The 20,719-nt window shown below is 66.7% G+C and carries 19 protein-coding genes and 1 pseudogene; 15 read left to right on the top strand and 5 right to left on the bottom strand.

Annotated features, from left to right (window positions below):
• Positions 1-128: 128 nt before the first annotated feature.
• The 6 genes and pseudogenes from JX552_RS27650 (at position 129) to JX552_RS27630 (ending at position 5,281) form a co-directional block, all read left to right on the top strand.
• A complete protein-coding gene (locus JX552_RS27650) occupies positions 129-728 on the top strand; it encodes a TetR/AcrR family transcriptional regulator (protein ID WP_205874945.1) in 600 nt (199 codons plus the stop codon).
• A gap of 169 nt (positions 729-897) precedes the next feature.
• A complete protein-coding gene (locus tag JX552_RS27645) occupies positions 898-1,779 on the top strand; it encodes an enoyl-CoA hydratase (protein ID WP_431196012.1) in 882 nt (293 codons plus the stop codon).
• Between the two features lie 53 nt (positions 1,780-1,832).
• Positions 1,833-2,666, top strand: coding sequence for an SDR family oxidoreductase (locus tag JX552_RS27640; protein WP_205874943.1), 834 nt, complete (start codon positions 1,833-1,835; stop codon positions 2,664-2,666).
• 265 nt (positions 2,667-2,931) lie between these two features.
• Positions 2,932-3,717, top strand: a pseudogene (locus JX552_RS32855) (cellulose binding domain-containing protein); the annotation flags it as partial.
• A gap of 135 nt (positions 3,718-3,852) precedes the next feature.
• A complete protein-coding gene (locus JX552_RS32850; RefSeq protein ID WP_241011222.1) occupies positions 3,853-4,467 on the top strand; it encodes a GH12 family glycosyl hydrolase domain-containing protein in 615 nt (204 codons plus the stop codon).
• 28 nt (positions 4,468-4,495) lie between these two features.
• Positions 4,496-5,281, top strand: coding sequence for an SDR family NAD(P)-dependent oxidoreductase (locus tag JX552_RS27630; protein WP_205874941.1), 786 nt, complete (start codon positions 4,496-4,498; stop codon positions 5,279-5,281).
• Between the two features lie 16 nt (positions 5,282-5,297).
• Here JX552_RS27630 and JX552_RS27625 read toward each other — a convergent pair whose 3' ends face one another.
• Positions 5,298-6,797, bottom strand: coding sequence for an LCP family protein (locus JX552_RS27625; RefSeq protein WP_205874940.1), 1,500 nt, complete (start codon positions 6,795-6,797; stop codon positions 5,298-5,300).
• A 361-nt stretch (positions 6,798-7,158) separates the two neighbouring features.
• Here JX552_RS27625 and JX552_RS27620 point away from each other — a divergent pair, with 361 nt between their 5' ends.
• Positions 7,159-7,836, top strand: coding sequence for an LppP/LprE family lipoprotein (locus JX552_RS27620; RefSeq protein WP_205874939.1), 678 nt, complete (start codon positions 7,159-7,161; stop codon positions 7,834-7,836).
• Between the two features lie 52 nt (positions 7,837-7,888).
• The gene (locus JX552_RS27615; protein ID WP_205874938.1) at positions 7,889-8,614 is read left to right on the top strand and encodes a DUF2510 domain-containing protein; all 726 of its coding nucleotides are present in this window, start codon (positions 7,889-7,891) and stop codon (positions 8,612-8,614) included.
• 1 nt (position 8,615) lies between these two features.
• Here the strand turns inward: JX552_RS27615 and JX552_RS27610 are convergent, their stop codons facing one another.
• Both JX552_RS27610 and JX552_RS27605 read right to left on the bottom strand, forming a co-directional pair.
• Positions 8,616-9,005 carry an integrase gene (locus JX552_RS27610; protein WP_205874937.1) on the bottom strand — a complete coding sequence of 130 codons (390 nt, stop codon included), beginning with the start codon at positions 9,003-9,005 and terminating at the stop codon, positions 8,616-8,618.
• Positions 9,006-9,245 (bottom strand): hypothetical protein, encoded by a 240-nt coding sequence (locus JX552_RS27605; RefSeq protein WP_205874936.1) that lies wholly within the window; start codon positions 9,243-9,245, stop codon positions 9,006-9,008.
• A 128-nt stretch (positions 9,246-9,373) separates the two neighbouring features.
• Here JX552_RS27605 and JX552_RS27600 point away from each other — a divergent pair, with 128 nt between their 5' ends.
• Together JX552_RS27600 and JX552_RS27595 are read left to right on the top strand one after the other, a co-directional pair.
• Positions 9,374-10,552 carry a TDT family transporter gene (locus tag JX552_RS27600; RefSeq protein ID WP_205874935.1) on the top strand — a complete coding sequence of 393 codons (1,179 nt, stop codon included), beginning with the start codon at positions 9,374-9,376 and terminating at the stop codon, positions 10,550-10,552.
• 38 nt (positions 10,553-10,590) lie between these two features.
• Entirely contained in the window at positions 10,591-11,265 is a 675-nt protein-coding gene (locus tag JX552_RS27595) for a GAP family protein (RefSeq protein WP_205874934.1), read from the top strand.
• A 28-nt stretch (positions 11,266-11,293) separates the two neighbouring features.
• On the opposite strand, the gene JX552_RS27590 is transcribed toward JX552_RS27595, so the two are convergent.
• Positions 11,294-14,380 (bottom strand): patatin-like protein, encoded by a 3,087-nt coding sequence (locus JX552_RS27590; RefSeq protein ID WP_205874933.1) that lies wholly within the window; start codon positions 14,378-14,380, stop codon positions 11,294-11,296.
• Positions 14,381-14,573: 193 nt separating this feature from the next.
• On the opposite strand from JX552_RS27590, the gene JX552_RS33530 reads away from it, so the two are divergent.
• Positions 14,574-16,775, top strand: a complete 2,202-nt coding sequence (locus JX552_RS33530; protein WP_205874932.1) for a serine/threonine-protein kinase — start codon at positions 14,574-14,576, stop codon at positions 16,773-16,775.
• A 12-nt stretch (positions 16,776-16,787) separates the two neighbouring features.
• Here the strand turns inward: JX552_RS33530 and JX552_RS27580 are convergent, their stop codons facing one another.
• Positions 16,788-17,192: a hypothetical protein gene (locus tag JX552_RS27580; RefSeq protein ID WP_205874931.1), complete on the bottom strand. Its 405-nt coding sequence runs from the start codon at positions 17,190-17,192 to the stop codon at positions 16,788-16,790.
• Between the two features lie 93 nt (positions 17,193-17,285).
• Between JX552_RS27580 and JX552_RS27575 the strand changes: the two genes are divergently transcribed.
• From JX552_RS27575 to JX552_RS27560, 4 genes are all read left to right on the top strand, one after another.
• Complete coding sequence (locus tag JX552_RS27575; protein WP_241010749.1) at positions 17,286-17,810, top strand: hypothetical protein; 525 nt, start codon at positions 17,286-17,288, stop codon at positions 17,808-17,810.
• 181 nt (positions 17,811-17,991) lie between these two features.
• Positions 17,992-18,147 (top strand): hypothetical protein, encoded by a 156-nt coding sequence (locus tag JX552_RS27570; RefSeq protein ID WP_205874930.1) that lies wholly within the window; start codon positions 17,992-17,994, stop codon positions 18,145-18,147.
• Positions 18,148-18,213: 66 nt separating this feature from the next.
• Complete coding sequence (locus JX552_RS27565) at positions 18,214-19,086, top strand: alpha/beta fold hydrolase (protein WP_205874929.1); 873 nt, start codon at positions 18,214-18,216, stop codon at positions 19,084-19,086.
• A gap of 150 nt (positions 19,087-19,236) precedes the next feature.
• Positions 19,237-20,706, top strand: a complete 1,470-nt coding sequence (locus JX552_RS27560; RefSeq protein WP_205874928.1) for a WS/DGAT/MGAT family O-acyltransferase — start codon at positions 19,237-19,239, stop codon at positions 20,704-20,706.
• The last annotated feature ends 13 nt before the right edge of the window (positions 20,707-20,719 follow it).

The following is a 20,719-nucleotide window of genomic DNA, read 5'->3' as shown; positions in this document are numbered from 1 at the left end:
GCCGGTGTCCGCATCGGCCGACGCCGGCCAGGTGCCCAACACCCTCAAGTATGTAGTTGAATACAGGAGATTAATTTCATGTAATATTCCTCGTTGAAGGGGCTGACGGAGGAAGGCTGACCACATTCATGGCTGCGGAAGCACGCTCCGATTCCCACGCGAGCCGGCGTGAAAGCATTCTGGGCGCCGCTTATGCGCTGTTTGCCCGATACGGCGTCCGCGCGATCGACCTCGACGACGTCGCCACTGCGGTCGACCTGAGCCGGGCAGAGCTCGGGCGGCATTTCCCGGATACGCAGGCATTGACCTCGGCCGTGCTGCGGCGCCGCGACCAGCTGTGGACGTGTTCTCAGCTGGAATTCAAATCACGGCTGCGAGGAGATACGGCGCAGGGTCAGATTTTGGCGATTTTCGACGTGCTGCACGACTGGATCATCGACTTCGACGGGTGCGGGGGTGGGTCACCGTTGAACGTGTTGATTGAAATGGGCCATGAACAGCACGTCGATGAGATCAGCATGAACTGCCTGTACAGCATCTGTGAAATGGTTCGCGAGCGTGCTTTGCAGGCCGGGCTGACGGACGTGAGTTCGTTCGTCGGTTCGGTGAACATACTACTCATCGGCGCTGTGATCGCCGGGTCGGAAGGTGACCTTTGCGCTGCTCGGCGAGCTCGGGGTATGGCGCACGCGCTGATGGTTCGGCATCTGACCTCGACCGGCGGGTGATCAACCTGCGACTGCGGGCGGCCGTGGCCCGCCCAACCCCATGACACGTCGCTTACATACTCGCCGTAATGTGTAAAGCCCAAGCCCGTGACAAGTGAGGTGGGGCGGAATGACAGTCTCCGATCAGACCAACGTTGGCGCTGAGTCGCAGAACGCCGAAACCCCGCAAATGGTGGTCTACGAAACTCTCGACGAGGGACGCATCGCGCGGATCTGGCTGAACCGGCCAGACGCCCACAATGCGCAGAACCGCACTCTGCTGGTGCAGCTCGACGCGGCGTTCGCCCGCGCGGAGGCTGACGACACGGTGCGCGTAGTCATACTGGCGGCGCGTGGGCGCAACTTTTCCGCCGGCCACGACCTCGGATCTGAGGAAGCGGTGCTGGAGCGCGCGCCCGGGCCGCACCAGCATCCGACCTTCCGCTCGCACGGCGCCACCCTGGAGCCGATCGTCGAAAAGCTCTACCACCAGGAGTGGCACTTCTTCTTCGAGAACACCCGGCGCTGGCGTGATCTGCGCAAGATCACCATTGCCCAGGTGCAGGGCAACGCCATCTCGGCTGGTCTGATGCTGATCTGGGCGTGCGATCTGATCGTGGCCGCCGATAACGCCAAATTCAGCGACGTCGTCGCGGTCCGGTTGGGCATGCCAGGCGTCGAATATTATGCGCACCCCTGGGAATTCGGTGCCCGCAAGGCCAAAGAGCTGCTGCTGACCGGTGATTCGCTGGACGCCGACGAGGCCTACCGACTGGGCATGGTGTCCAAGGTTTTCCCGCTCGACGAACTCGAGCAGAAGACACTCGAATTCGCTCGCCGCATCGCCGAACGCCCCACCATGGCTTCGCTTCTGGTGAAGGCCTCGGTCAACGCTGCCGCCGACGCCATGGGCTTCACCGAGGCGCTGCGGCATGCGTTCCATGTCCACGAACTCGGACACGCCCACTGGGCGGCCCACAACGAAAACAGATTCCCCGTCGGCCTACCGCCCGACGTCGAGGACTGGCGCACCGCCCGGCCCACTAAGGTTGCCCGCCGCGATACGCCGTAGCGGCCATGGTTGCATAGTTGGAACCTGTTTCAGTTTCAGCGGAAGGGCCGGCAGTGCAGCTTTCATTTCAGGACCGGACGTACCTGGTCACCGGGGGCGGCAGCGGTATCGGCAAGGCCGTGGCAAGCGGGCTGGTCGACGGCGGGGCGTCCGTGATGATCGTGGGCCGCAACGCCGACCGGCTGGCTGCGGCGATCGCCGAGATCGAAGGTCTGCAACTGTCCGGTTCCGTTCGCTACGAACCGGCCGACGTGACCGACGAAGACGAGGTCGCCCGCGTGGTGGACGCCGCAACGGCCTGGCACGGGCGGCTGCACGGGGTCGTGCACAGTGCCGGTGGCTCCCTGACGGTCGGGCCGATCACCCACACCGACTCGGAGGCATGGCGGCGCACCGTCGACCTGAACGTCAACGGCACCATGTACGTGCTCAAGCACGCCGCGCGGGAAATGGTGCGTGGCGGCGGCGGGTCCTTCGTTGCGATCTCGTCGATCGCCGCCAGCAATACCCACCGTTGGTTCGGACCGTACGGGGTCACCAAGTCGGCGATCGACCACATGATGCAGCTGGCCGCCGATGAGCTCGGGGCGTCCTGGGTGCGGGCCAACAGCATCCGTCCCGGGCTGATCCGCACCGACCTGGTGGATGCCAGCGTCATCCAGTCGCCGGAGATCAGCGGGGACTACGCGCGCTGCACGCCGCTGCCCCGGGTGGGCGAGGTCGAAGACGTCGCGAATCTGGCCATGTTCCTGCTCAGCGACGCGGCGAGTTTCATCACCGGCCAGTGCATCAACGTCGACGGCGGCCACATGCTGCGGCGCGGCCCGGACTACTCGTCGATGATGGAGCAGATGTTCGGCGCCGACGCGCTGCGCGGTGTGGTGTAGCGCCGCCGTCCCCGCTGTCGAGCCCGCACCGCGCCGAATGTTTATGGCGTTGTACCAAGTGCATTGCTGCACCCATTTTGGTACGCGCGTTGCGCATTGCCGATAATTTGTGAACTCCTTTGACATAGCGGGGTCGCGTGTTCAAATAACGGGTTTCCGTCTACCTCCTGGACCAGCGCGTGTTAGGTTCTGGCCGATGCGTTCGTTATCCGTTCGATATATGACCGTTATTGGCAAACCCGCCGGCTGATCCAAGGAATTAAACATGTCTTATGTGATAGTCGACCCAGAACTGTTGGTGTCTACCGCGGCGGATGTCGCCGGCATCAGCTCGACGCTCAGCGCTGCCAATGCCGCGGCCGCGGCTCCGACGACCGGCCTGGCGGCGCTCGGCATCGACGAGATATCGGTCGCGATCAACCGGCTGCTCAACCTGCAGGCCAGGCAGTACCAAAACATCAGCGCCCAGGTGACAGCGGCCGTGAATGCCCGGATCGTGCAGGCGCTCAGCGCAGGTGCGCAGTGGTACGCCGGCACCGAGACCGCCATTGCGACCTCGTTGCGCGGGGTCGAACAGCAGTTGCAGGGCGTGATCAGTCTGTTGACGGGCCGACCGGCGCCCACCACCCCGTCGACCCCGTCCACGCCCACCACACCCACGACACCCACGACGCCGACCAATCCAACGACGCCCACCACACCCACCACGCCGACGACGCCCACCACGCCGACGACGCCCACCACGCCGACCACACCGAGCGGGTTGTCCGCGACCTACACGACGGCCTCGCAATGGGACGGCGGTTACATCGGGAAGTACACGATCACCAATTCCGGCGCGACTCCGATAACCAATTGGCAGCTGCAATTCAATATGCCCACCGGTTCGTCGGTAACCAGCGCGTGGGGTGGCCAACTGGTCTCGACGGCAGCCCCGCAGTACAGCGTGACCCCGGCGAGCTACAACGCGACCATCGCGCCCGGGACCTCCGTCGACGTCGGCTTCCAGGCCGCCCACACCGGCACCTACTCGCCGCCGACCAATCCGTTGATCAACGGCACCCCGGTCACCGTCACACCTCCGACGACTCCGACGACACCCCCCACGACGCCGCCGACGACGCCGCCGACCGGCGGAACCGTCATCTCGACCCAGTACGGGACGACGACGGTCAACGGCGGCTACGTGGTGCAGAACAATGCGTGGAACAACCCCGCGGGCCAGACCATCAACGTCACCCCGACCGGATTCTCCATCACTCAAATGAACGGTTCGGCGCCCACCAACGGCGCCCCGCTGGGATACCCCTCGATTTTCGAGGGGGTTCACTACGGCACCTCGTCGACGGGCACCAACCTGCCCATCCAGCTGGGGCAGATCAACACCGCGATGACCAGCATCGACTACAACTACCCGACCACGGGCGTCTGGAACGCCTCCTACGACATCTGGCTGGACTCCACCTACACCACCACCGGGGTCAACGATCAGGAGATCATGATCTGGTTCAACCACCAGGGCCCCATCCAGCCGGTGGGATCGCCGATCGGCAGCACCACGATCAACGGCAAGAGCTTTGTGGTCTGGGACGGCAGCAACGGGCAGAACAACGTGATGTCCTACGTCGCCACCCAGCCGATCGAGGTGTGGAGCTTCGACGTGATGGACTTCGTCGACCACACCGCGACGATGGAGCCGATCACCGACTCGTGGTACCTGACGAGCATTCAGGCCGGCTTCGAGCCGTGGAACGGCGGCGTCGGCCTGGGCGTCGATTCCTTCTCGGCGACGGTGAACTGAGGCATCCAGGCCGCGTTACGCTTCCGGCATGAAGCGACTGGACGGCCAGCGAATCCTCGTGACCGGCGCCGGGTCGGGCATCGGCCAGGCCACCGCCCTGCGCCTACTCGACGAGGGTGCCGTGGTGGTCGGCGCGGACATCGCGGTCGACGGGTTGGTCGCCACGCGGGACCGGGCGGCGGAGTCCGCCGAGCGATTCACCACCAGCGTGATCGACGTCGGTGACGAGCGTTCGGTCACCGCCGGGGTGCGCGGCGCCGTCGACAACCTCGGGGGACTGGACTCCCTGGTCAACGCCGCCGGCATCCTGCGCGCCGCACACACCCACCAGACCAGCCTCGAACTGTGGAACAGCATCCTCGCTGTCAACCTGACCGGCACGTTCCTGACGGTCCGCGAAGCGTTGCCGGCCCTGCTGGACAATTCGTGCAGCACCATCGTCAACTTCAGCTCCACCTCGGCGAACTTCGCGCACCCGTACATGGCGGCCTACGCGGCCAGCAAGGGAGGCGTTCAGGCGTTCACCCATTCGCTGGCGCTGGAATACGCCGCCGCGGGACTGCGCGCGGTCTGTGTTGCCCCTGGCAGCATCAAGTCCGGCATCACCGACGCCACCGGCGGCTATATACCGAAGGACGCCAACTGGTCGCTGTTCAGCCGGTTGATGCCGATCCTGCCCACCACGGAGAAGTCCAGCGGCGCCGGTATGGCGGATCCGTCGGTGATTGCCGGCGTTATCGCCATGCTGGTCTCCGAGGACGGCAGATTCATCACCGGAACCGAGATCCGCATCGACGGCGGCACGCACGCCTGAGAGCGCTCGGCGGCAGTCAGTTCACGCAGGGCACCCCGCCGCCGTCGATCGGCTTCCCCTGATCGGGCGTCGGGTAGTTGGTGAAGGTGCCGTTGTAGTAGTAGCCGGTGCTGGTGGGCTTGGGGGTGGTGGTCGTCGTGGTGGTAGTCGTCGAGCTGGTGGTATCCGACATCTCGTCGGCGGCCGGCAGGGAGAAGTTGGTGTCCACGGTCACCCGGATGTGCCCGGGCGCGATCGACGAATCTGGTTGCCTGGGCGCGTCGACGCCGAGCAGGTCCGCCATGTTCCGCGCATCGGCTTCCGCGCCCACGCCGTACTGAATCGTGGTCGTCGAAGGGTCGCCCGATTCCCGGTCGCGGACCTGTCCGGCGGTGTAGCCGCGCTTCTTCAGCGCATTGGACACCTGCGTCGCCAGGCCGCTGATGCTGCCGGCATTGACGACGTCGACGATGGTCGACGGGTTTGGCTTGGTGCTCGTGGTGCTCGGCGCTGACGTCGGCGAGTCCGCCCCTAGCGCCGCCGCAATCTCGGCTTTGATCGCCGCCGGATCGATGATGTTGACGTCCTGGCCGTCGATGTTGTCGTAACGCACCACGGGCAGCGTCCGGAACTCGACCTGACTTTGACCGGGGCCGCCCGCGAGTTCACCCATGCGGCGGAACAGCGCTTCGTCCCATCCGGCGGACAGCACGACGTCCTTGCGCGCGACGGCCATCAGGCTGTTGAGCCGGTCGAAGTTGGTGAAGGTGCCCGAGTCCTGCAGTTCACGCATGACCGAGGATAGGAACGCCTGCTGGCGGTGGGTGCGGTCCAGGTCGCCGTTGTCCAGGCCGTGCCGCTGACGGACGAAGGCCAGCGCCTGCGAGGCGTCCAGCCGTTGACGACCGGCCGGGAAGTCTGCCCCGGAGTACGAGTCGTAGACGGGGTGGTTCAAACACACCTCGACCCCGCCCAGCGTCTGGGCCAGATCGTAGAAGCCGGCCAGGTTGACCTCGGCGAAGTAGTCGATGGGAACACCGGTGAGGCTGCGTACCGCGCGCAACGTGGCGGCGCGGCCGGCTTCGCGGCCCCGCGTCTCGAGCTCGTGCTGGGAGCTCACGCCCTGGTTGGCGAGCTGGTTGGCGACGTACTGCTTGGTGAGCCCGTACGCCTCCTTGATCTTGATGTGGTTGTAGCCGGGAACGCCGTTAAACGGCACCCAGTCGTCACGCGGGATGGAAAACGCGACGACCTTTCCGTCCGCGCCGACGTGCACGACGATCAGGGTGTTGGTGTTGTAGCCGCCCTGATCCGAATCGCCGGCGTGCAGGTGCTTGAGGATCGACCAGGGCAGGTCGTTGCCCTCCTGGTCTTTGCGCGAGTCCAAACCGATCAGCAGGATGTTCATCGTGTTGCCGGTGGACCGGGGATCCTCGGCGGTCAGGGCCTGCGAGATGGTGATGCCGCCGAGCGCGCCGTGCGCCACGTAGTAGCCGGCGCCGGTCATGCCCAGCGCGACCGCAGACACCAACGTCATGAAGCCCCGCGACAGCCGCCGTCGCAGCTGCGACGGCCGTTTTGTTGCACGTTGATTCTTCTGCAGGCGGTGTGCGCCGCCGGATCTCCCCACTAGCGGCCCCGACCAGACACCGGCTCACCGGCCGGCACCGGGCCGGTGGTTTGCGGTGGAGTCGTTCGGCGCATGGCGTCTAGTATGCGGTAGCTTGCTGCGAACTCCCCAACAAAAAGTTGCTGATGTGGGCAGATTCACCTGGACACGCCGTCCACGCCCGCGTCGCTAAAATGTTGCTACCAGCAGTTTCGGGCTACAATCCGCCGAGTTCGGCGAGCGTGGCGTGCTGGTGACCGACGATATGATCGGAAGGGTCTTTTCAGGGATGGTTGCTGAACAGGTCGACCCGGACTGGCCGCCCCCGGCCTACGACCCGTCCGACGACCTGGATACCACCCGCCCCGGCGCTGAACGGCCCACGCCGCGACGCGCCGTTTGGCTGGTCGCCGCGCTGGCGGCGCTGGTGTGCCTGTCCGCCGTGGCGGTGTTCGCGTTCGGCGGCGACGACCGGGGCGCGCGCAAGGCCACGTCGGCGCCATCCTCGAACCCCGGCGCCTCGTCGGCGCCGTCGACCGGCAACGCCCCGCCGACCGCGTGCGGGCCGGACGAGGCCACAGCGCTGTCCGCGGCCCTTGGTCAGGTGCCACCGGACCGCAAGACCGGCAAGCCGTGGGATCGCAAAGCGTCGTCCGGCAACTACAACGCGTGCGCGGACCTGTCCGCGATTGTGGTCACCGTGCAGGACGGCACCAACAGTTCGCCTGACCTGGCTTTGATGTTCCATCGCGGCGCTTTCGTCGGGACCGCCACCCCGCGGGCTTACCCGTTCACCGAGCTGGAGGCCCCGGCTTCCACTAACGACATCGTGGTCCTCACCTACCGGACCCAGCAGAGCTGTTCCACCTGCACCGACGGCACCCTGACCACCGTCGGGTTCCAGTGGCAGGGTGACAAGGTGCAGATGCTTGACTGGCCGCCCGAATCGTTGGATTCGCCGCCTTAGCGGCGCTACCGTTGCCCACCCCTGATGTCCGCCGATCGAATGGAGCTTGACCGTGCCGACTGCACCGCCGGCAGGCTGGTACGTCGATCCCGACGGTTCCGGGGGGCAGCGTTACTGGGACGGTGAAAGTTGGACGACGCACCGGCGGCCCGAGCGGCCGGCGTCGCCGTCGAGGATGCGCGGCCGGTGGGGCGCCCTGCCAGGTCCGCTTCGCGTCGCGCTGTCGGTCATGCTGGTGGTGGTACTGGCCGGCGTCGGATGGGTCGTCTTCTCGGACCCGACGCGCGACGATTGGGCCAGTCTGCCGAACCGGTTGACCTGCGAGACGCGGGACGGTCCGAAACCACCCGAGAACATCACCGTCTCCGGGGTCGAGGTGAAGCATCCCCGCAGCAGCGTGTTGCAACTCACCGTCCACTTCGCCAGGCCGCTGCCGCCGTCGCCGATCGGGACACAGTCCACCAGATTCGTCGGTTACGTCCTGACGTACAGCGTGGCGAATAACGGCACGAAGTTCGCTCAACTCGGACCCGAACACGACACCGACGACCTGGCCGTCACCAGCACTCTTGCCGCCGACGGGAAAGACTCGCGGGTGCGTCCGGACCGCGACACCAACGCCCGCAGGGTGGCGCCGGACACCATCCAGATCCTGCTCGACCTCACACGGCTGGGCATCGACAATCAACCCGTGCGGCCCGACGTCACGCTCGACGCCCAGTTCGACACCCCGTCGACCACGACCGTCCGCTTCGCGACCCAAGAGTGCCGCGGCTGAATCAGCAGTACTGGTAGTCGATGTGCCAGCGGCCATTCACGTAGTCGGCGACGAAGTGTCCGCCGAGCTGGGGGTTCGAGTCGGTGATGTGTCCCGACCCCCCGGCATTGGGGGTGAACCCGGGCGGATCCCAGGTGACCGACTGCGGGTTGGCCGGTGAGTCGGGGGTACAACCGGCCTGCTTGGAGACATAGCCGTCGATGATCCGGCGTTCGGCAGTGGTTTGGTCGCCGCTGTCGGGAGCGGGATCCGCCGGGCACAGGGAGCCGCCCCCACAGATGTTCTCGTGGGCGGTGACCAGCGCGATATCCGTTACCGGGACCGATGCGATGGCTCCGCCGATCAACATCGCCGAAGCGACCAGTGCTGCTATGCGTGCGTGCCCTGCCATTCAGCGGACCCTCTCGATTTCCTCGCCGGACGTGTAATACAACGGGATATTCGAACCGGTAACACTTTCAATAAGGAATATGCCGAACGGCTCCACTTCGTAGTAATAGTGTACGTCGCCGCCGGCGTCGACCGCGGTGGCGCAGGAACGGCCCGGGGCCCCGCATCGCTGCTTCACAGGCATGGCCAGTGCGGCGATCACCACCAGCACGGAGACTGTGATCATCAGCGGCTTCGTCATCGAAGCGCGGAGTTTCGCCAGGGCTGCACCCCCGGGAGTGTAGGCGACGGTAATTCCCGGTGCCGTCTTCGCGAAATGTTCTCCCGATCTGCGACGGCTCGCGAGCACCGGCAGTAGTTTGCTCAGCTATGGCCACTCCCAGCCCCGGCGACGCTCCGCCCGAACCGGACGAGCCGCACACCCGCGTCGAGGTCCTGGGCAACATCGGACCCAACTGGTTCGCCTCGGTGATGGGCACCGGCATCGTCGCCATCGCCGGTGCCACCTTGCCCGTGCACGTCCCCGGGCTGCGGGGATTCACTACCGGCGTCTGGGTGCTCGCGGCCGCGCTGCTGGTGGCGCTGATCGTGCTGGTCGGTGGCCACTGGCTGCGTTACCCGACGGTGGCGCGCACCCATGCCCGCAATCCGCAGATGGCCCACTTCTACGGTGCCGCACCGATGGCGCTGACGACCCTCGGGGCCGGCGGGGTGTTGGTGGGCGGCGACCTCATCGGCCGGCGCCTTGCGGTCGATCTGGACTGGGTGCTGTGGACGGCGGGCACGGTCGGCGGGTTGTTCACCGCCGTCAGCATCCCGTTCTTGATGTTCACCCAGCTGCGCGTCGAGCCCGACGCCGCGTTCGGCGGCTGGTTGATGCCGGTGGTGCCGCCGATGGTGTCGGCCGCGACGGGAGCGCTGCTGCTGCCGCATATGCCGCCGGGCACCGGACGCGAGACCATGCTGTACGGCTGTTACGCCATGTTCGGCCTGTCCCTGATCGCCTCACTCAACATCATCGCGATGATCTGGAGCCGGTTGGTGCTCTACGGCACATCCGGTTCGGCGCGGGTGCCGACGCTGTGGATCGTGCTGGGTCCGCTCGGCCAATCCATTACCGCCCTCGGGCTTCTCGGGACGGCGGCGGCGGGTGCGCTCGACCCTCGACTTGCGGCGGCGTTGAACGACTTCGCCGTCATCTTCGGGGTGCCGGTGTGGGGGTTCGCGGTGCTGTGGATAGCGCTGGCGACTTCGTTGACGGTGCGCACGCTGCGGCGCGGCATGCCCTTCGCCTTGACCTGGTGGAGCTTGACGTTTCCGGTGGGCACCTTCGTAACCGGCACGTCCCAGTTGGCCGCGCACACCCATCTTCCGGCATTCAAGGTGGCGGCCGCCGCCGCCTACGCGGGCCTGCTGCTGACCTGGATCCTGGTCACCGTCCGCACCGCACGCGGCAGCCTGCGCGGCAATCTGCTCACCCTCCCGCCGAGCTCGGCTCCGGTCAAAGTCCGTAAGGAAGACCCGATTACACGCGCGCACCCCGTTTGACGGGTGATCGCCCGCGTTCAGTGCGAAGATTGCTGCCCGTGACAGGAAATTGGGGCTCGCTGCTTGCCACGCTCATTCCGCTGGCTCTGGTCATCGCGGTTTCTCCGTTGACGATCATCCCGGCGGTGCTGGTGTTGCACGCGCCGCGGCCACGGCCGACGAGCTTGGCGTTTCTCGGTGGTTGGACACTGGGACTGGCGGCGCTGACCGGCATCTTCGTCGCCGGATCGGGCCTGTTCGCGGGATTGCACAAATCACCGCCGACCTGGGCGTCGTGGTTGCGTGTGGGGCTGGGTTCGGCGCTGATCCTGTTCGGCATCTATCGGTGGGTGACCCGCCACGGTCATGGCGAGGCGCCTCGGTGGATGCGGGCGTTCGACACCATCACCCCTCGCCGGGCGGGGATCACGGCAGTGGTGCTGACGGTGTTGCGACCGGAGGTGTCGCTGCTCTGTCTGGCGGGTGGGTTGGCTGTCGGCACCAGTGGACTGGGGGTAGGGGGCAAGTGGGTGTTCGCGGCGGTGTTCGTCGCTCTGGCCGGGTCGACGGTGGCCATCCCCATCCTGGGTTACGCCAGTGCCGGTGACCGGCTGGACGAGCCGCTGAACCGCCTGAAGGAATGGATGCAGCAGAACCATGCGGCGATGCTGGCCGCCGTGCTGGTGCTGATCGGTGCGATGGTGGTCTACAACGGGGTCAGCGCGCTGAAATAGCGCATGTGCGATCGGGTGCAGCAGGCTGTCACCGTCGGCCGGGTCTGGCGACCGCCGTCAGGGTGACGGCAAGCGCGATCGCGCCCACGGCGGCCAGCGGATGCCACCACTGCGCGCCCAGCCAGTACGCGTGAGCGCCTACCCACCCGGGGTGGGTCGCATCGCCGAACAGCCGGCCGCGCACCGTCGGGGTAGCCAGCGAAAGTGTCCCGCCGACAAGCGTCGTCGACAGCAGCGCGAACAGCACTCGACCGGAGAACTGCCAGGTGCCCAGGACAACCAGGTAGGCGCCGACGCCGGCCGCGGCGAGCCCCAGCCCGCCGAACGTGCCGGCGGACGCGATCGCGGCTGCCGTGCCGAGCACCAGCAGTGTTGCGCCGGCGATCAGCGTCCACTTGGCGACGCCGCGCGTCAGCGACACCACCCGGTATCCACCGAGCGCCAGCGTCCGCAACGTGGCCAGCGGCGGCTTGACCACGCCGGGGAGTTGCCGGATCGAACCGGCCGCCCCGGAGGCGGTCGCGGCCGCCTTGGACACCGTATGCGCCATCAGCGGCGAACCCCTGTCACTGGCGAAGGTCTCGCCCGCCACCGCATTCTCGTTCAGCAGCGCGTACTTCGCCGGACCGGGCCCGACGGACCGCACCTTCCTGGCCCAGGTTCGGGAGGTAGCCGGACTCCAGTCGGGCCGTTCGCCTTCGGTGCCGATCACCGCGGCCGCCACTTCGTCCAGTTCCTCGTCGAGAACTCGTTGCTGCCAGGCTTGCGCCAACCACAACGATGTCCGCGGCAGACTCGGCGGCACCGTTACCGACGAGTCGTCGAGGAAGGCCAGTTCGGCGAGCAGCATGTCCTCGGTCAGCCGCTCCGATTCCTCACCGCCGGCCGGCAGCCGGTAGCCGGACTTCGGAAACTCCGGCGCGCCGAGCTCCTTGAGGCGGTCGAGGAACCAGTCGCTGGCGCGCTGTGATGGCGCGCGCTGGTTCACCATCCAGCGCACCCGGCGCGGATCCAGCAGCGCATGAACCAGCCATCCGGCGCCGTCCAGCCGGCCCCACATCCAGTCATTGGCCCGCCACGACCGCTTGTAAAAGGCGCCGAAATGGTGGAACTGCATTCCGGTGAGCTTCTGCTGGGCGGTCTGCCAGTCCGGTGCGAGCAGGCTGCGCGAATCGGCGCTCACCTGCACGAGTTCCACCGATTGTTCGATGTCCGCCTCAGCCGGAAGCATCGCGCGCTGCGTCGCAGCCAAGTCGAACAGCGCTAGTGCGGTGGTGTCCGCACTATCCGCCTTGTCCAGATAGTTCAGATACGTGCGTAGCGGGCCCGCCGCGTCCTCGGCTCCGGAACCGTTGGACGCCAACCGCGTCAGGGTTGCGAAGCTGTCGAACAGAACTTGGCCGAGCTGGCTCCAGCCGGCGGCAGGCACCGTGATGTGCTGCAGATAGTCCACGGCGATCAGGGCAGCCGCGCTGGCCAGTGATCCTTTCCGGACCGTCGCATCGGTGCACACCGCGCGCACCAGTGCACCGAGGTCAACCGGCGCCTTCGGCGGCCACGCCGCATGGATTCCGCGGGTGAGTTCGGCCAGTGCCGCGACATCGGCATCGGACCGGGCCCGCTCGTACCCGGCGAGCACGACGGCCAGCGCGCAACTCTTGGCAAGGTCGTAGGCGGGTTGACCGTACCGGGCCAGATCGGCAGGGACCTGCGGCAGCGTCTGACCGGGCGGCAGAGCCCAGCGACTGGTGATCGATTCGGTGATCCGGTGCCGGCATGCCCGGTCCGAATCGCCGCCGACGGCCAGCTCCGGCTCCCAGTTCTTCGGAATGCTCTCGGCGAGGTCGCTAGGGGAGGGAGGCCAGGTACCCAACTGCCGCAGCAGCGTATCGGTGAGCGTCTGCGCCTGCCGGGTTGCCTCCCGGGTCGCATAGTCGGCGAGCAGGGCGGGGGTGACTAAGCGCGCACCATGCGGCAGTGTCGCGGCCATTTCGGCCAGCCGCAGCTTGGTGTCCGTGCGGGCTTCCATCCGGTCCTGGTGGGCCCGGATCGCGCGCAGGTCGGCCGCAATCGACTGGGTGGTGATGGCGGCCAGGTCCTTGAGGAGTCCGTCGAGAAGTCCGAGCGGCGCGTTGACGTCGTCGGGCGTGGGAGCGGCCACCAGATCCGGTGCCGGCCCGGCGGAGGGCACGACGAATAGCAGCACCCGTCGCACCGGGCGTCGGGCCGGTCGGTCGAAGATGCGCTTGAGCAGCACGTCGATCGGCCGGTTGTCGAGCAGACCCCCGTCGGCCGCCCAGTGTGGCCGGGTGATGTTGGCGAACGGCGCCATCGGCGGCCGTGCCGGCACCTTCCCATGGGCCGGCGTGGCCTGGTTGAACGGCAGAAACGACGGTTCGAACGCGATAGGGAAGGAGGCGGAGCTGCGCGCGGCCAGTGCCAGGGCCCGATTGGTGCCGGGCTTGGCCAGGTCGGTCTCGGTGAAGGTGAACAGGCCGCGCCGGTCGACGTCCTGCACCAGGGTGCCGAACGAGTCGGTGAAACGGCTGGCCTCGCCGGTCAGCAAGGTGGTCGTCACATACAGCGTGGTGGACGGGATGCGTGCGCCGCCGGGAAACTCCGCCGGCGGAAATGGGCCCGTCGCCAGCTTCGGGATTTGCTTGGCCAGTGCGGCGAACATCCGCTCGTCGCCGTACAGCAGCGACGGAGTGTACTTGTCGCGCGGGTCGCGTAACAGGTCTGTCAGGGCGCCGAGGTCGAGCCAAAGGTCGCGCAACCCGCCTAGGTCCGCCCCCGAAACCCGGGACGACGCCAGCAGCGCGGCGTTGATTCCGCCGGCGCTCGTCCCGGACAGGATGTCGACGTCGACGATCACGTCGAGCAGTTCGATCAGGCTCGCGTAGAGCCGCAGCGCCGCCGTCGACTCCTTGCCGAGACGGCCCTCGGCGGGGAACGGGCCACCCGCCCGGCGCCACTGCGACGCCTGCGCGAGCAGGTTGATTTCGCGGGCGACGCCGGCCATCCAGACGGCCAGGCTGACCCCACCGGTCATGGTGGTCGCAAGTCGCACTTCCTGCGTCAGTTCCGTAACCGGTGACGGTGTGTCGAATGCCATGTGTGCACCCCCTCGACCTACATCGGGAGTTTCCGGCTCTACGTTTCAGTCTGCGCTTCGTCCGTCCTGCTGCGCCGCGCTATCCGGGATTCCCGGTTTCGTGCTTAGCTTGGCAATACGGCTGTGCATCCTTGCCGGTGCGGCATTAATGTTTTTGCTGCCTATCCACCGAGACTTTCGCTGAGGGGGCGGAGTGCAAGGTACGACATTCGGCCGCTACCAGTTCATCGAGTTGCTGGGTCGCGGCGGTATGGGCGAGGTGTGGCGTGCCTACGACACCGAGACCCAGCGTGTCGTCGCGGTGAAAGTGCTGCCCGCCAACCTTGCCAACGACCCGACCTTCGAGCAGCGATTTCGCCGCGAGGCGCTGGCTGCTGCCGGGCTCAACGACCCGCATGTGGTGCCCATCCACCACTTCGGCGAAATCGAAGGCCGCCTGTATGTGGACATGCGACTGGTCGTCGGCCGCGACCTGCAGGCCGTCATCGCCGAGGGCCCGCTGGAACCCGAACGCGCCGTCAACATCATCGAGCAGATCGCCTCGGCGCTGCGGGCCGCCCATCGGATCGGCCTAGTGCACCGAGACGTCAAGCCGTCCAACATTCTGGTCACCGAAGACGACTTCGCCTATCTGATCGACTTCGGCATCGCTCGCGCGGCGGGTGATTCGCACATGACCGGCACCGGCAATGTGATCGGCACCTGGGCTTACATGGCTCCGGAACGCGTGACCACCGGTCAGACCGATCCGAGTGGCGACACCTACGCCCTCGGCTGCGTGCTGCACGAATGCCTGACCGGCAGCCAGCCGTTCCCGGGTAACAGCCTTGAACAGCAGATCGGCGGACACCTCAGCCTGCCGCCGCCGCGGCCGTCGGCGATCCGGCGCGGCATACCCGAAGAGCTCGACAATGTCGTCGCCACCGCGATGGCCAAGACACCGCAACAGCGCTATCCGACGGTGACCGACATGGCCGCGGCCGCCCGGGAAGCTGTCACCGGGACCCGGCCGATCCCGTTGCGCCGGGCCGAACCGGCGCAGCAGCGAACTCAGCTGGCGCCGCCGCCCAAGCAGCCGCCGCCGGGTCCGCCGCCGCCGAGACAGCCGCCACCACGGCGCGGTCCCGGGTATGTCGACCCGGCGCAGCGTCGGCCGCCGCCCGAGCCGCAGCGCCGCCCCCCTCCGGAGCCCGGTCCGTACCGACAGCCGTCGGAGCCGAAACTGTACCGGCCGCCCATGGAGCCCGGCCCGCAGCGGCCCCCCACCGACCCGACCCAGCGCCGGCCCAACCTGGATCCCAATCAGCCCCGGCACCCCAACGAGGAGCCGACGCAGTTCCGGGTCAGCAGCGAGCCTGCGCCGGCAGCCGCGCCGCCGTCGTCGGCGGAGACCCCGACCGGCAAAACGGGCAAGAACCGTCGCACCCCGCTGATCCTCGCAGGTGCGGCTGTATTGCTGGTGGTCATCGCGGTCGTGGCCGGCATCGTGCTGAGCAACGGTGGGAAGAGCGGTGACAACCAGGCCGCCGAGCATTCGAGCACCGGAGAGCCGTCGTCGGTGCCGGGCAACGGTGGGCCGTTCACCGGTACGTACACGGCCGACTTCGGCCCGAAGCTCTCCCTGGCCGGCAAAGAGGTGGCGAATTCCGAACCACCGGCCAAGGAGACCTGGATACTGCGGTCGACATGCACCGGCGACAACAACAGCGGATGCGTCGCGACCGCGCAGCGTACCGACGGGCCCTACAACCACACCCCGAAACTGGTGTTCGACGACGTTCGAGGACGCTGGATAGCGGTGGCGCTCGAGGGTGGTAACTGCAACGACAAGCCGATCGAGAAGTGGAATTACGTCTGGCTGCAACCGCACGCCGACGGCACCATGGTCGGCGAATGGATCACCGATTCGCTGGACTGCTATAGCAAACGCTCGGTGACCTTCACCCGGGTCGGAGACGCCGATCTCAACAGCCTGCCCAATCCTGCTGAGGAGTCCGCCCGCGAGATTTCTCCAGCCGAGGCGTTGCACGGCTCTTACCACCTGTTGACGACCTACACCGGCGCCAATGCGCCCAAGCCGCAGGAAGCGGACTACAACGTCGACACCATCTGTCTGCGCACCGGGGATCGTTGCCTGAGCCGATTCGTCCGCAACGGCAGCAGCGGTACCCAACTGCTGTTGTTCGCCAACAACGTGTGGACGCGCGACGACGAGTACGACGCGTCCTGTCCGGCCGGCGGAACGTCGCACGTCAGGATCAAGGGCTCGTTCCCGCTTCCGGAGCCGCAGCAGGATCCGATCACGGTGCTCACCGGCAGCGGCACCAAAGACGAGTCGGGAAGTGCGTGCAAAGGCGGCCCCTACGACATGAAGTTCAACCGCACCGGCGGCTGACACCCCGCGGCGTCACGACACGATTCCCGCCTGAACCAGGCTGTCGATGCCGTCGGCGCAGCCCCGCATGAAGTCGGAACCGTCGAATTCAGGCGACTCCTCGACCGATCGGGCTTCGCTGGCGCAGACGGCCGCGGTGCGGCTGGAGATGTCGACGTCTTCCAGGGTGAATCCCTCCGCACGCATCCGGCTGGCAAGTATCTGGAGGTCGTTGGAGGTCTTGTGGTAGCCCAGTTGATACGACGAGCTGGTCGTGTCGGCGCTGTCGCTGCGGACGCTTTCGACGGGGTCGGCGCTTGCGCTGCCGGCCGCCAGGACCGCAGCTCCCACTGGGGTAAGCGCCAGAATCATCAGCCGCTTGCAGGTGCTACGCCCTGCTGACGGCTGGGGCTGGCCGAGGCCGGAACGATCCTTCATGGTGCCCTCCGGGTGGTCTGGTTGCTATTCCGCTAGTGGTCTTTGGTGCCGATTCGAACACTGATAGAGATGATACAAGACAATGTTCCAAAAATGGAACAGATATCCGAAAACTGCCCGCGTGGTCGCCCGGTGAGTCTTTTGACTGACTTCTGGGTAGGCACTACCGTTCGTGAGGTGCCAAGGACAAACCGGGCCGGGAGAGATCTGCGCCGGGTACTGGAGTGGTTGCTTAACCGAGATGTGCCGGACGGCGAAATCGGCGCGGCCCTGGACCTGGCAAAAGCCACTTACTCGCGGCGCAAGGAAGCCTCGGACTTCCCGAATTTCGCAGAGCTGATCGCAGTGGGCGAGGCATTCGGCGTCTCTGCCCGGGTATTGCAGATCGCCTTCGGCTGGCGTGGCGAGGACGAGCTGGTCCTGCTGGACACTGACGAAATCAGGCAGTTCATGGATCAGGCCGGGGCGGCCTTGTTCGCGAACGAAAGAGTCCGTCGCTACATCGAATCGCGCACGGATGGCGGTGACTATCCACTGGCCAACGCGGTCCTGAAAATGGGCGAGCCGCACATGAAGCCTGGCCGGGACAGTGATCCAGGAGAGCCCGAGAGTAGCTGAGCGTCGGCGGGAAGCCCAGTCGGTGCCCGGGGCGCCCGTGCCGGCGAAGTCGTGTGCTGCGGCACGGTTGTTTTGAACGACGCGCGCGGCGGGTAGGCATCGGATCAGGCATTGACCGTGTCATGACAGGCGCGCGAGAGGTCGAGCCATGAAACGCCACCACAGAGATTGGAGAGCGCATATGCGCGCCGAAGAAGGCGATGAAAGCGTCAAGGACTATGCCATCGAGGGCGAGCAGACGCTGAACAGAATCAACGATTCGCGGCGGTCCTCGGGCAACCCGTTGACCCGTATCGGCCGGCGCCTGGCGAAGCTGTTCCCCAGTTCGCGCGGCTGATCCCGCGACCACACCCCGGTAGCGCCGCCCTCGGTCGGAGTCGGACGGGCTCTAGGATCGCCACTGATGATCACCGAACCCGAGTCGTTTGCCACCGAGGGGGTTGGCGGCGTCCGCATCGTCGCCGATCGGCAAGGTGATCCGGCCGCGCGCCCGGTGGTCTTCCTGCACGGCGGCGGCCAGACCCGCCGATCCTGGGGGCGGGCGGCGGCCGCCGTCGCCCGGCGCGGGTATCAGGCCGTCACTGTCGACTTGCGCGGTCACGGCGAGTCCGACTGGTCCAACGAAGGCGACTATCGGGTCACCAGTTTCGCCGCCGACGTGGTCGAAGTGCTGCGCGGCCTGCCGCCGCAACCGGTGCTGGTGGGCGCCTCGCTGGGTGGGTTCACCTCGATGCTGCTGGCCGGGGAGACCGCGCCGGAACTGGCCAGCGCCGTCGTGCTCGTCGACATCGTGCCGAACATGGAGCAGTCGGGGGCGAACCGGATCCACGCCTTCATGTCGGACCGGGTCGAATCGGGTTTCGGCTCGCTGGAGGAGGTCGCTGACGCGATCGCCGAGTACAACCCACACCGTCCCCGCCCCACCGACCTGGACGGCCTGACCACCAATCTGCGCCGGCGCGGCGATCGTTGGTACTGGCACTGGGACCCGAAATTCATCAGCGGCACCGCAGCTTTTCCGCCGTTCGAGGTCACCGATGCCGATCGCATGCACGCCGCGGTAGCGGCGATCCTGAGAAACGGCTTGCCCATGTTGCTGATTCGGGGCCAGATGAGTGACCTGGTGAGCCAGGAACGCGCCGAGGAGTTCCTGGCGCGCTTTCCGCAGGTGGAGTTCGCCGACGTCCGCGGTGCCGGTCACATGGTTGCCGGTGACCGCAATGACATCTTCGCCGGGGCCGTACTGGACTTCCTTGCCCGACACATCGGTGACTGACCCGGGCTCGCCCGCACCGGACAGTTCGAGCGTCGACGGCATCGCGTCGTCGACGCCGCGGCTCGGGCCCCGAACTCGACGGGTCCGCCATGCACACTTTGGGCTACGGTCACATCACGCGGTGACATCGCCAGACCAAGGAGGTAGCCCGTGAGCAAGACCGCCCGGCGGCTGGGTCCGCAAGACATGCTGTTCCTGTACGGCGAGACGTCCAGCACGATGATGCACGTCGGCGGGCTGATGCCGTTCACTCCGCCGCCTGACGCGCCGCGCGACTTCCTGCGCCAACTCGTCGACGAGAGCAAGGCCAACGACGTCGTCGAGCCGTGGAACCTGAAGCTCAGCCACCCGGACCTACTGCTCAGTCCGATCCAGTCGTGGGTGTACGACGACAAGTTCGACCTGGACTACCACGTCCGGCGCTCGGCGCTGGCTAGCCCCGGCGACGAGCGCGAGCTCGGAATCCTGGTGTCGCGCCTGCACAGTAACGCCCTGGACCTGCGCCGCCCGCCATGGGAGATGCACTTCATCGAGGGCCTCGAGGGCGGACGCTTCGCGATCTACGTGAAGATGCACCACGCGCTGATCGACGGCTATACCGGGCAGAAGATGTTGGCCCGGAGCCTGTCGACCGACCCGCACGACACCACGCACCCGCTGTTCTTCAACATTCCCACCCCCGGCCGGGTTTCGGCGGTGACGGAGGATGGCGGCGGCGGCGGCGTTGCGGGCAGTCTGCTCAGCAGCCTCGGTGGCGCGGTGGGCAACCTGGGTGGCGTGATCAGCGGGGTGGGCAGTGTGCTCGGTTCCGTCGCGGGCGCCGGACGGTCCACGCTCGATCTCACCAAGGCGCTGATCAACACTCAGCTGCGCAGCGACAACGAGTACCGCAACCTGATCGGCTCGGTGCAGGCGCCGCACAGCATCCTTAACACCCGCATCAGCCGCAACCGCCGCTTCGCCACCCAGCAGTACGAGCTGGATCGGCTGAAGAAGATTGGCTCAGCAAATGATTCGACGGTCAATGACGTAGCGCTGGCAATATGCGGCGGCAGTCTGCGGCGATTCCTCGACGAACTCGGGGAATTGCCCGCGAAGTCACTGATCGCGATGCTGCCCGTCAATGTGCGCCCCAAGGACGACGAGGGTGGCGGCAATGCGGTCGCCGCCATCCTGGGAACGTTGGGCACGAACATCGCCAACCCCCTGGAGCGGTTGGCGGCGGTCACGGCGACGACCCGCATGGCCAAAGCCGAACTGGCGAAGATGAACCGCGATGCGATCCTGGCCTACACCGCCGCGTTGATGGCGCCGTTCACCATGCAGTTGGCCAGCGCGCTCAGCGGGGTCAAGACCCCGCTGCCGCACGCCTTCAATCTGACCGTCAGCAATGTGCCCGGCCCCCAGGACATTCTCTACCTGCGGGGCAGCCGCATGGAGGCTTCCTACCCGGTGTCTCTGGTCGCGCACAGCCAGGCGCTCAACATCACCCTGCAGAGCTACGCCAGCACGCTGAATTTCGGGTTCATCGGGTGCCGCGACACGCTGCCGCACCTGCAGCGGTTGGCCGTCTACACCGGAGAGGCCCTCGACGAGTTGGAGGAGGCCAGCGGTTGCTGAGCCGTTGCCGGCC

Origin of the sequence: Mycobacterium gordonae (assembly GCF_017086405.1) — a bacterium.
In the GTDB taxonomy this organism is placed as follows: Bacteria; Actinomycetota; Actinomycetes; order Mycobacteriales; family Mycobacteriaceae; genus Mycobacterium; species Mycobacterium gordonae_D.
Note: the sequence above shows the minus strand (reverse complement) of the source record. Positions and strands in the feature narration are given on the sequence as shown.